The sequence below is a fragment of the Vibrio sp. D404a genome (genome assembly GCF_030248535.1).
In the GTDB taxonomy this organism is placed as follows: domain Bacteria; phylum Pseudomonadota; class Gammaproteobacteria; order Enterobacterales; family Vibrionaceae; genus Vibrio.
Window position 1 is genome coordinate 149,395 of record NZ_JAHGAJ010000002.1, and the last position, 12,358, is coordinate 161,752.

At 45.6% G+C, this 12,358-nt stretch carries 11 protein-coding genes; 7 read left to right on the forward strand and 4 right to left on the reverse strand.

Going from position 1 to position 12,358, the window contains the following annotated elements; translation table 11 throughout:
* Positions 1–148 precede the first annotated feature (148 nt).
* The 7 genes from KI655_RS01115 to KI655_RS01145 all read left to right on the forward strand — a co-directional run bounded on the left by KI655_RS01115 (position 149) and on the right by KI655_RS01145 (position 9,917).
* Positions 149–1,249, forward strand: coding sequence for a glycosyltransferase (locus KI655_RS01115; RefSeq protein WP_285400890.1), 1,101 nt, complete (start codon positions 149–151; stop codon positions 1,247–1,249).
* Positions 1,246–2,433 (forward strand): glycosyltransferase family 2 protein, encoded by a 1,188-nt coding sequence (locus KI655_RS01120; protein ID WP_285400892.1) that lies wholly within the window; start codon positions 1,246–1,248, stop codon positions 2,431–2,433. Before KI655_RS01115 ends, KI655_RS01120 begins: the two co-directional genes overlap by 4 nt.
* Positions 2,434–2,442: 9 nt before the next feature.
* On the forward strand, positions 2,443–3,096 hold the full coding sequence (locus KI655_RS01125; protein ID WP_285400893.1) for a sugar transferase: 654 nt from the start codon (positions 2,443–2,445) through the stop codon (positions 3,094–3,096).
* Positions 3,097–3,252: 156 nt separating this feature from the next.
* A complete protein-coding gene (locus KI655_RS01130) occupies positions 3,253–4,131 on the forward strand; it encodes a LysR family transcriptional regulator (protein WP_285400894.1) in 879 nt (292 codons plus the stop codon).
* Positions 4,132–4,230: 99 nt separating this feature from the next.
* Positions 4,231–5,310 (forward strand): efflux RND transporter periplasmic adaptor subunit, encoded by a 1,080-nt coding sequence (locus tag KI655_RS01135; RefSeq protein WP_285400896.1) that lies wholly within the window; start codon positions 4,231–4,233, stop codon positions 5,308–5,310.
* A gap of 9 nt (positions 5,311–5,319) precedes the next feature.
* Positions 5,320–8,385, forward strand: coding sequence for an efflux RND transporter permease subunit (locus KI655_RS01140; RefSeq protein WP_285400898.1), 3,066 nt, complete (start codon positions 5,320–5,322; stop codon positions 8,383–8,385).
* A gap of 11 nt (positions 8,386–8,396) precedes the next feature.
* Positions 8,397–9,917, forward strand: a complete 1,521-nt coding sequence (locus tag KI655_RS01145) for an efflux transporter outer membrane subunit (protein WP_285400900.1) — start codon at positions 8,397–8,399, stop codon at positions 9,915–9,917.
* Between the two features lie 43 nt (positions 9,918–9,960).
* Here KI655_RS01145 and KI655_RS01150 read toward each other — a convergent pair whose 3' ends face one another.
* The 4 genes from KI655_RS01150 to KI655_RS01165 all read right to left on the reverse strand — a co-directional run bounded on the left by KI655_RS01150 (position 9,961) and on the right by KI655_RS01165 (position 12,253).
* A complete protein-coding gene (locus KI655_RS01150; protein ID WP_285400902.1) occupies positions 9,961–10,491 on the reverse strand; it encodes a GNAT family N-acetyltransferase in 531 nt (176 codons plus the stop codon).
* Positions 10,492–10,546: 55 nt separating this feature from the next.
* On the reverse strand, positions 10,547–10,801 hold the full coding sequence (locus KI655_RS01155; RefSeq protein ID WP_285400904.1) for a PnuC protein: 255 nt from the start codon (positions 10,799–10,801) through the stop codon (positions 10,547–10,549).
* 49 nt (positions 10,802–10,850) lie between these two features.
* Entirely contained in the window at positions 10,851–11,516 is a 666-nt protein-coding gene (locus tag KI655_RS01160) for an HAD family phosphatase (RefSeq protein ID WP_285400906.1), read from the reverse strand.
* 128 nt (positions 11,517–11,644) lie between these two features.
* Positions 11,645–12,253, reverse strand: a complete 609-nt coding sequence (locus tag KI655_RS01165) for a sugar O-acetyltransferase (protein WP_285400908.1) — start codon at positions 12,251–12,253, stop codon at positions 11,645–11,647.
* Positions 12,254–12,358: the final 105 nt, after the last annotated feature.

A 12,358-nucleotide genomic window follows, 5' to 3' on the forward strand; every position in this document is an offset into this window, starting at 1 on the left:
CCACAATAAAAAACCTAAAAACCATCTAATTATCTGTATTTATTGACAAAAAATATTGGCACGCCACCTGCACAGTAAGATAGGAAGACAAAAGAAATCAATAACACGAACCACCCACACAAATACAACAACTACAGCGGAGTACCTCATGAAAGAGCAAGGAAAGAAAATTATTCATGTCGTTCAACACCTCGCACCCGGTGGGCTAGAAACATTAACGCTTGATCTGCTTCGTTTAGCGAACCCGAAAGATCAAGTGTTAATCGTCAGCTTAGAAGGCCAGCGTGATACCTCGATCAGCAACTGGCCAAAACTAGAACAATACCGCTCTCAAATTGTCTTTCTCGACAAAAAACCGGGCGTACAATTCAACGTTCTACTTTCTCTTATTAAAGCCTTCAGCAGCGTTAAGCCAGACGTGGTTCATACTCACCATATCGGCCCTCTCCTTTATGCCGGCTATGCGGCTCGTCTTTGCGGCGTGCCTTATCGAATTCATACCGAGCACGACGCGTGGCACCTTAAAAATGCCAAAAGAAGACGCCTGCAAGCATTAGCACTTCAGTTCGCAAAACCAATGTTGGTCGCAGATGCAGCCAAGGTTTATAACCAATTGTGCTCTGCTTTCTCTTATCAAAATATCACGACCATTCGAAACGGCGTTGATTGCGACAAATTCCACCCAACGTCAAAAATCGAAGCTCGCCGAGAGTTCAATCTTAATCAAGACGATTTTATTGTTGGCTGCGCGGGTCGTCTAGAAGAGGTTAAGGGACAAGACCAACTCATCAAAGCTCTGCCACTCATTCCTAAACGCATTAAGATTGCGATTGCTGGTGATGGTTCACAAAGAGAAGCACTTGAGCAACTTGCGAAGAAGCTTAACGTTGCAGATCGAGTGATCTTTCTGGGTCTAGTAGAGGACATGGTCTCTTTCTACAGCTCACTTGATGTGTTTTGCCTCCCTTCCCGATCAGAAGGGTTACCGCTATCTTCGTTGGAAGCTCAGGCTTGTAACATTCCCACTGTCGCCATGGATGTCGGTGCAGTAAAAGAAACGCTATGTCCAGTGACGGGACATTTAGTTAAAGCAGGCAATATCCCGCACCTAGCGTATGCACTGTTTAAAACCTCGCAAAACGACACTTTGGAAAACTTTTCACACCCTCGTCGCTATGTGGTTGAAAACTTCAACATTAGCGACATGGTCGACTCTTATAACAAACTGTCAGAGGAGCGCTACGTATGATGGATGTGGTACTCGCAACCTTATGCTTAATGGCCGGGATGCTTATCGTATATCACCATGCAGGTTATCCAATACTGCTTCGTTGGTATGCCAAACGACACCCTAAGAAGCCGGTAAACGAAAGTCAGCGCGCCTACAAAGAAGCTGCTGACGATTGCACGCTTCCAACGGTTACGATTTTGGTACCTGCGTTCAATGAAGAAGCATGGATTGCAGACAAGATTCGTAACCTAGCCTCACTAGACTACCCAAAAAACAAACTCAAAGTCATTATTGCTTGTGACGGCTGTACTGACAAAACCGTTGAAAATGCTCAAATGGCCATTCAAGAAGCGATTTGCTCTGACATCTATTTTGAGATTCACGACCACAAAACGAACCGCGGCAAAGTTGCGACAGTCAACGAGGAGATGCAGAACATAGACAGCGACATCACTGCGATGAGTGACGTATCAGCTTTAATCTCGCTAGATGCCCTACTCATTGCGAGCGAACATTTCAAGACCGCTCGTGTAGGTGTCGTCAACGCGACTTACCAGCTTTGCCCAACCGGTAACGAAGGTGAAGACGTTTATTGGAAGTATCAAACGGCGGTTAAAGAGCGTGAGGCTGCACTGGGTTCGAGTTTAGGTTCGCATGGCGCTTTCTACCTGTTCAGAACTCATCTATTCACGCCACTACCAAGCAACACTATCAATGACGATTTCATTCTACCGATGCAGATTGTCAAGCAAGGCTACGTTGCGGATTATGAAACTCAAATGGTGGCGTTGGAGCTAGAAGAAACCAATACCAAAGCTGATTTCAAACGCAGACTACGAATCTCAGCGGGCAACATGCAGCAAGCCATTGAGCTGTTTAGCTTGTTTAGTCCCAAGTTTAAGGGTATCGCATTTGCCTTCTTTTCTGGCAAGGGTCTAAGACTGTTGACGCCATACTTAATGATCATCAGCCTCATCTGTTCATTTTTACTACGCGACTACCTACTGTTTAACTTTCTTTTTTGGGCGCAAGTTGCTGTGTATACAGTTGGCATTATTGGACACCTTTTACCAGCGCAACTTCGCGTTAAACCTGTTTCATTGATTTCTTATCTTGTCGTCGGACACTACGCCAATTTCGTTGGTGGTATCCGTTACTTGATTGGATTAGAGAACACACCTTGGACACGAGTAAATCGTTAAGGAACAACTATGTTTATTCAAGATCAACAACAAGCGCTATACCAAAACAAAATTTCACGTGCGAAACGTAGCTTTGATTTCTTCGCTTCTATGATTGCGTTAATCGTGTTCTCGCCTGTTTTCCCTATCATTGCTTTGGCAATTGTCATGACATCGAAGGGGCCAATCTTTTACCGTCAACTGCGAGTGGGTAAATCGACCCCAGAGAAGATGGAGATCTTCGAGATTTTGAAGTTTCGTAGCATGTACGAAGATGCCGAACAACGCTCAGGTGCAGTGTGGGCAACCCAAAACGATCCGCGCATCACGCCAGTAGGTCGCTTTTTAAGAAAAACACGTCTTGATGAATTACCACAGCTATTCAATGTGATTAAGGGTGATATGTCGCTGATTGGCCCTCGTCCAGAACGTCCAACTTTCTACAACAAGCTAGAGACTGAAATCCCATACTTTGCGGATCGTACCTATGGGGTAATGCCGGGCATCACGGGACTTGCTCAAGTTAATCAAGGCTACGATACCTGTATTGAAGACGTAAGACGTAAGGTAGGCTTCGACCACAGCTACGCGTTGAGCCTGTGTTCGATGAAGTCTTGGATCATCGCTGATCTTTCGATTATCAGTAAAACCATCATTGTTATGGTTGACGGTCGCGGCCGTTAATCATCGATTCTTTATAAAAACAAAAAAGAAAAACCAAGCTTTCCAAAGTCTAGTGTGTCACTCCATTAGGCTTTGGACTTTTCGAACTTTATTCACGTTATCTCTACTAAAAACAGTGTACTATATTGAGCTAGTCTCATAACCTCTCCTCCCCGCATGAAAATTGAAGACCTCAAGCTTTTTACCACGGTTGTTGAATTAGGCAGCTTTACCGCCGCCGCCAATGCCCTTGACCTACCAAGAGGCAACGTCAGTCGTCGAATCAATGACCTTGAAACATCACTCGGTATTCAGTTGTTCTTTAGAACCACTCGTAGCTTGTCGCTAACCCAATCTGGTGAGCTTTACTATAAAGAACTCCTCATCGCACTGAGTGCACTGGAAAAAGCCAACCATGTCGCTTCCAATCTATCTGAATTACCCCACGGTAAGATAAAAATAGGTTTGCTGCCAGAAACCAGTGATATCCTGCAATCGACTCTGTTTCGCTTTCAAGATCTCTATCCTGAAGTTGAACTCGACATTCGTAGCATTAACAACGGCTTTGTGGATATGCATCGTCAAGGCTTAGATATCGCAATGCATGGTGGACGTTTGAGTGATGCAAACCTTGTCGCGCGTAAACTCATGGATCTTCAGCGTGTGTTCGTAGCAAGCCCCGATTTCATAGCGAAAGAAGGACAACCGACAACCATTAGAGAGTTAGCAAACTATCCATTTGTCTGTTTCCGTTGGCCTACTGGAGATGTCGATCAAGAGTGGAACATCACCAACATAACGGTGAAAGTTGAGCCCTCTATCGTAAGTGACAGTATCGGGTTTGTGAAAGGTGGTGCGTTACGTCATCGCGGTATTGCGTTATTGCCTGAGCTTTTGGTACGCCAAGAGATAAAAGATGGGACGCTCGTGAATCTGTTTCCCAACGATGAACTGCAAGGGGAAGAAGCTTGGTTACTCTATCCACAGCGCAAATCACTTAGTCACGCCTCTCAACTTTTGGTCGACTTTTTATTACAAGAGCTACCAAAACTCTGATTATTGTCCCGATATTTGCGACAGTGTTTCACGCACAGCCCAGATTATCTAATGAAAAGAGAAAGATAGAATTGCCCTATAAATTTATAGGAGCAATCCATGAAAACTATTTTTCGCCATTCACTCATCGCAGCCTGTTTACTACCTTTAATCGGCTGCAACGACTCTCAAGCCATCGCACCCGTCAAACAACCTCGTCCGATCCAAGTCATCAAGGTTGCTGAGTCAGACCAAAATGCGATTAAGCACTTTACAGGGACGCTACAATCCGCAGAAAGCGCAGCGGTCGCCTTTCGTGTTCCCGGTACGATTCAGCGTATGTTGGTCAAGACGGGTGATTATGTAGAAAAGGGACAAGCATTAGCATCACTTGATCCACACGATTACCAAGTCGCGCTGGAAGAGCTGCAAGCACGTGCATTGGAGGCACATTCGGCACATAAGTTAGCAAAAGCCGAACTCGCTCGTGTAAAACAAGCCATTGCCGATGATGCCATCGCCAACGTCAATCTGGACCGTGCGATCAACGGTTACGAGCGCAGTGAAGCCGCTGTAAAGGTGGTTGAGCAAAACATCCGCCGAGCTAAAGACACCCTAAGATACACCCAGCTTCGAGCGCCATTCTCAGGTGTGATTGCAGCTTCAAACTTTGACCAGTACGAACAAGTGTTGCCGGGCGTCGCCGTGTTTACGCTGCATAAGCCTGAGCTTCTAGAAGTAGACATTGACGTACCTGAGAACCTGATTCACCAGTTTAAACCAAACCAAACAGCAGCCATCTCTTGGTATGGTGACAATGAGTCCGTTGCCGGGAAAGTCACCGAGGTTTCTACCCTGCCTCACCGAATTAAACAAACCTACACCGTTACCTACCAGTTAGATGGACTCAATGACAGTCTATTGCCGGGTAAAGCGGTGACATTAACCACTCAGCTGAATGATGAAGAGCCTTATCTGTGCGTTCCCTATTCCGCGATCGTAAAACCGCATCAGCAAGATGTCGTGTTCACGATTACCAAACAACAGGCCCACGCCGTCCCCGTGACCATTGTTAGTTTCAATCAAGAAAACGCTTGTGTGGAGTCAAACCTCAGCAAGGGCGACTTTGTAGTGGTCAGCGGCGCGCAATACATCAAGGAAGGCCAACACTTCCCATCGATTCAAATTAAAGACCTGTAGGTAGATGTGATGAATTTAGCCGAATTTGCCATTAAGCAACGCACCTTTGTACTCTTCTTTACTGTATTGAGCGTTATTGCAGGCCTCTACTCTTACTTTGACTTAGGTAAACTTGAGGACCCAAGCTTCACCGTTAAAACTGCGGTTGTCGTGACGCTCTACCCCGGTGCATCCGCCGAGGAAGTGGAACAACAAGTCACCGATACCGTCGAGACTAAACTGCAAGAGATCGCGACACTCAATCGACTGCGCTCCCTCTCTCGTCCGGGTATGTCGATGGTATTTATCGACCTCAAAGAGTCGTTAAACTCGCAAGCTCTGCCTCAAGAGTGGGATCTTTTAAGACGTAAAGTGTCGGACATGAAGTTACTACTCCCTTCAACCGCGCAGATCAGCGTAGTACAAGATGAGTTTTCTGAAGTTTATGGGATGCTGTTTTCCATCTACAGTCAAGACGCCTCGCCTAATGAACTTCGCCAATACGCAGAAGAGCTACAACGTCAAATTAAAACCGTCGATGGCATCAAGAAAGTCGAACTACACGGTGTGCAACCGCGTGTTGTCTACATTGATATTCCTGACGAGCGTTTAGCGCAATATGGCCTATCCATCTCGCAGGTTTGGAATCAACTGAATACCCAAAACACTACTTTTGACGCAGGGCGATTTGCCACAAGCAACGAACGTATTCGAATCGAGCAATCAAGTGAGTTTTCCTCGATTGAAGACATCAAAAACTTGATGCTAAAAGGCGGTGTGAGTGAACTGGGGACAGGACTGATCCGCCTTGGTGACATTGCCGATATCACTATGGGGTATCAAGAGCCCGCGATGACCGAGAACCGCTACAATGGCGTACCTGCCGTCACGCTTGCGATGAGCCCTGTTTCTGGTGTCAACGTTGTATCACTTGGTGATGATATCAATAGAATTGTCTCTGACTTTCAAAAGACATTGCCGCTTGGTGTAGAAATCGCCACAGTCGCTAACCAGCCTAACGAAGTTCAGAAATCGATCGACAATTTCGTGAGTAATCTCCTAGAGAGTGTTGCGATTGTATTTATTGTTTTATCTATCTTCATGGGTATCAAAAGCGCAACCATCGTCGGCTCCAGTTTATTACTGACGATATTGCTGACCCTAATCTACATGAATTTAGCGAGCATTGATCTACACCGCGTATCGCTAGGTACCTTCATTCTTGCATTAGGTATGCTGGTTGATAACGCTATTGTGATTACCGACATGATGATCGCTAAAATCAACCGTGGCATTGATAGAACCCAAGCTGCGATTGAATCTGTCAAAGAGACAGCGACACCTCTGCTCGGTGCAACAGTCATAGCAATCATGGGTGCAAGCCCGGTTATTTTCTCAAAAACGGATGCTGCTGAGTTTGCGGGTTCGGTATTCCTGATCATCGCATCGTCTCTACTACTATCTTGGTTCGTGGCTATGACCTTCACCGCATTAATGTGTTGGATGTTCATCAAACCTAGTCAAAAACAAGAACAAACTAAGGAGAGCCTGTACCGCAAGAACGTGAATTGGACTGTCGACAACCCGATCAAAGCTTTGAGCACGTTACTACCACTTATCGCTGTGACTGCGTTGGCGATTCCTCATATCGCAATCAACTTCATTCCGCAGGCCGACCGCCCTATTCTATTTCTAGATTATTGGCTACCTAATGGCGCCAAAGTCGAACAAACGTCTAATGATATGAAAAAGATCGAATCATGGTTATTAGACCAACCTGAGGTAGTCGACCTATCAATTTACGTCGGCGCTGGTGCACCTCGTTTTTCAGTGACGATTGAACCAGAACCATTTGATCCGGCTTACGGACAAATCTTAATCAACGCAACAGATTATGAATCACTTAGTCAGCTAATTGCGCGCGGAGACAAATGGCTCGCAGAGACCTTCCCCGAAGCAGACCCAAGGTTTCGCGGTTTGAAACTCGCAACTGCAGATAAATTCAGTGTCGAAGCACGTTTTTCTGGCCCAGACATCGAAGTGCTACATCAGTTATCAAACCAAGCCAAGTCAATCTTAGACGCTCATCCAGATACAAAATACGTGCGTGATGATTGGAGACAGCAGAGCAAAGTGTTGCAACCTATCATCAATCAAGAAAAGAGCCGTCAAGCGGGTATCAACCGCGCCGACATTGCATTCGCACTTAAACGCGCATCAGAGGGGATGCCAATTGGTCGCATGAACTTGAATGATGAACTTGTGACCATTCAAGTGCGTGGTGTTGACCGCTCTCTTGAGTCACTGGAAACCTTGCCAGTCAATTCACTGCTTGGACTGCACAGCGTGCCACTTGGTCAGGTTATCGATGGTTTTGAGTTAACCAGTGAAGAGACCATGATCTGGCGTCGAGACCGCGTTAAGACTATCACAGCTCAAGCAGGTGTTGGCCGATACACAACGCCAGCGGCAGTGAGAAATGACGTTAAAGCACAAATTGAAGCCATTGAATTACCAGCAGGTTACCAGCTTGAATGGGGTGGCGAATACTACGATGAACACAAAGCGGTTAGCGACATTCTAAAACAGCTTCCAAAAGCGATGTTGCTGATGGTGATCATCTTGGTGGCCATGTTTAACGGTTTCAAACAACCGGTGATTATTCTAACCACCCTTCCCTTGGCGGCAACAGGTGCAACCTTTAGCTTGCTGCTATTGGATAAGCCCTTTGGTTTCATGGCATTGATTGGTGCGGTCACCTTAACAGGTATGATCATCAAAAATGGCATCGTACTTATGGACCAAATTGAGCTAGAGCGCAGTAACGGTCGTTCGCTATCGGATTCCATTAAAGAAGCAACCGTAAATCGCACTATGGCAATTTCTATGGGTGCATTAACTACCGCACTCGGCATGATTCCGCTACTTACAGACTTACTGTTTGACCAGATGGCGGCGACCATCATTGGTGGGCTAGCAGCGGCAACTGTACTGTCACTGTTTGTAATGCCAGCGCTGTACAAGATCTTTTATCGAACTCAAGAGACTCGCTCTTTCTCACAAGAAAACGCATCTCTTTCTGAAGCTAAGCAATAAGGAGCGCCATGATGTCTTTCTATACAACAAAACCATGGAATCTAACACCAGTCGCGCTCTCTTTGTTGTTGGCTGGTTGTGCAGTCGGTCCAGATTATCAAGCGCCACAAACGACAATGGCCGAAACGTATCTCTATTCAGAAGATAGCCAACAAGTAACGCAACCACACTGGTGGCTACAACTGAATGACCCAGTTTTAAACCAACTGGTTACTCAGCTACAAAGCGACAACACCACGCTTAAAGTGGCGGCTGAGCGCATCAAAATGGCTAACTCTTATAAGAGTGTGGTGGAGTCATTCAAAGTGCCCACCGTTAACATCGGTGCGGGTTATTACAACTATCAGCTTAGTGAGAACGACTCACTGCTAGGACCTGTGTTTGGTGCATCAGATGCCGTCGAGTCTGCTACGGGCATGTCACTGCTTGAGGCGCAACATGATGGTGGTTTTCTTGGTGCCAGCATCGCATGGGAAGCGGATCTCTTCGGACGAATAGACCGCCAAGCAGAAGCGGCAGCGATTCGAGTCGAACAAGCCGAGATATTGCAATCAGGATTAAATACTCTGCTGACAGCCGATCTTATTCATAATTACCTGCAATATCGAGGAGCCCAAGAACGAAAAGCAATCGCTTTAGAGAACATCGAAGATCAAAAACAGACACTAGACTTAGTCGAGAAAGTTGTTCGCAGTGGCTATGGTTCAGAGCTCGATTTGGCACAAGCTAAAGCGATGCTCGCAGCGACACAGTCCATCACGCCTCAACTTGAGATCGCAGAGCAGGTCCACAAGCATAGAATGGCCGTTCTTTTAGGCACTTCCCTAACCGAACTAGAAATTCAACTGCAAGACGACTTCACCTTACCAAGACTTAAAGGTGTTATCCCTACCGGGCTTCCATCTGAATTGTTGACGCGACGTCCAGATATTCAAATTGCCGAACGTGAGATGGCAGCAATTAACGAAGAGCTTGGGGCAAGTATCGCTAACCGCTATCCAAAGTTCTTCCTGACCGGGACGCCAGGCGTTACCGCTGGAAGTTTTGATGACCTATTCAGCAGCGACTCCTTTGGCTGGGCAGCGTCCGCAGGGATAAGCTGGAATGTCTTCGATGGTGGACGCGGTGAAGCACTGGTAGAGATGAATGAAGCACGATTTAAATCTGCCGCATTGAACTATCAACACGCTGTTGATAGCGCATTTGTAGAGGTAGATTCAACGCTGTTTGCTTATGGAAGAAGCCAACAAAATCAGCAACGTATTGACGAAGCAACTCTCGCCGTTGATAAAGCGGTAAGCAAAGCAAAGTCGCTCTACAAAGCAGGACTTGTTGACTACCTAGCCGTACTCGATGCGCAGCGCCAACAAAAGATGATGCAAGACACACAAGTCGCCGCCAAACTACAAACGGCCAACACCGCGATTGCTGTCTATAAATCACTTGGTGGTGATTGGAAAGTCGCGACGGATAAACCAAAGGTAGAAAGTCAATCAACTATTAATACTCTTGAACTCGCAGCCAACAATTAATCGCAACTCAAAAAAATACCGCCTAGCATTAGGCGGTATTTTTCTAAGGCTCTGATTTTGAGTAAATCATTGTGCTATCCAGTTCGCCGTTAGGTAAACGCCTTGCGTTACGCAGTTCTGCATCTAGAACGTAACCACAACGCTTCGCGACCAATTGACTCTTGATATTAGAGCCTGCCATCTTAATCTCTATTCGCTTGGCACCTTTCTCTTCAAAAGCGAATCGTTCGATCATAGCGACAGCTTCAGTGACATATCCGCAACCTGTTTTCGATGTTCGCAACCAATAACCAATTTCAAAAAATGGCACACTACTATCTCGAACAATGAAGCCAATCGCTCCAATAAAAGTATCATTCTCTTTCTCAACAATATTGAACCAAAACTCATCATTGAATGCCTGACAGTTCTTTATCGCTTGTTTGGTGTTTGATTCTAAATCTGCTTTGGTGAAAGAATCACTAACCCAAGGTAAGAACTCATCAAACTCAGCTCTGCTATTCTGGATGACGTCATACATAGCGTCTATGTAATCCATTGATGGTGGGTTCAACTTAAGACTTTCGCTTTCCATTGCGACTCCTAGATACAACCTTTATGTCACTTAATATGAGCGCGCGGATTAACCGTTATTGCTCCACAGCTGACGCTTTTGGCTCCGGCGCAGACCATTTAATGATGGCTCTCATATTCATCGAAAAGAAGATGATGTTAGCGATAATCATTGCAACGCTTTCAGTCAAATAGCCAACCGCCACCCAACTTGTGTTGCCGCACATCATCAACACAAATCCGATCCTATTTTTATTGCCTATCTGCCAAATCGCGAGAAAGGTAAGCACCATGGCAACCCAATCGATACCGTAATATTGAAAGTAGTCCATCTATCTTCCTTGTTTGTAATCTTCAAGAGCCCAATACAGCAAAGCTAAACTAACTGAGTACGATCAAGTGTTCATGTAGCTCATCGTATGATTGGATATTGGCGATAGCACCACTGAGGTCATTCTTACCATTAAAGTCATGCTCAATAGCGATAACATCGCAGCCACTGGATTTGCCTGCAAGTACACCTGCATTCGAATCTTCAAACACAACGGTCTGCTCTGGCGAGGTGTTAAGCTTTTCAAGCGCAAGAATATAGGCTTCCGGATCTGGCTTATGCTTGGTGACGTGCTCTTGGGTAATAACAAGATCAAACAGATTATCTAACTCCAAAGACGCCAAGATGTTCTCAACCATCCAAGTTGCGGCTGAGCTCACTACGCCACATTTTTTTCCTGATTTCTTTAAGGCTTCGACATACTCTTTTGCCCCAGAATTCAGTTCAAGACTGGCTCTAAGCAACTCTTCATAGTGCGCTCGGAAGTAACGATTAAATTCCGTTAGCTCCGGTGAAATTTTGGCATGGTGAAAGAAATGCCCTGTCACAACTTGCCAGCTTTCACCCATCACATCTTTGTAGATGTTGTGATCGACGATCGAACCGTAGTCGGCACAAGCCATTGCAAGCGCTTGCCCCTTCAAAGGTTCTGAATTAACTAATGTTCCATCCATATCGAACAGGTACACTTTGTAATCTTTCAACGTTGTCTCCATTTGTTGTCTAGTGTGGTAACTAATCCATGACTTTAAGTGCGACTAAAATGCCATATGTATTGAATCATATTAATAATGAAGATGCGGCTCTAGTTATATAACGCCAACCGCATCTCTGTTTCTTCGCTCTACTTTAGCTCTTCAGGAATACGACGCCCTTGATAGTAATACTCTCGATCATCGTCATTGATTTCTCGTAGCACTCGACAAGGATTACCTACCGCAACAACATTAGCTGGGATGTCTTTGGTTACGATACTGCCAGCCCCAATAACAGAGTTCTCACCAATCGTAACGCCCGGCAGTACAACCGTGTGGGCGCCAAGCCATACGTTATTGCTGATACGAACGGGAACATTGAATTGCGCTGCTTTGAGCCTCAGTTCAGGGCTAATAGGATGTGTACCTGCCGCAATGGTCACATTAGGTGCAATCATCACGTTGTCGCCTATAAATATGTCTGTGTCATCCACAAGCGTCAGGTTGAAATTCGCATATACATTGTTTCCTAGGTGTGTGTGGCGACCCCAGTTCGCGCGCAGTGGTGGTTCGATGTAACAACCCGTTCCTACTTCAGCAAACAGCTGCTTCATAATTTGTTGTCGTTTGTCGCCTTCACTCGGACGAGTGTGGTTAAAATCGTAAAGCACTTCTAAGCATTGGGTTTGCTCGGCAACCAAATCGACGTCATCACAGTAATAGACCTCTTGGCTGTGCATTTTTGCCTTTATATCCATGTTTCAACCTATTTAATAGTGACCTAAAGCGGTACGAATAATCGATAAATGAATAATTTGAAGCATTTGATGATTATCAAAACGAGACTCGAGATAAGCTTCACA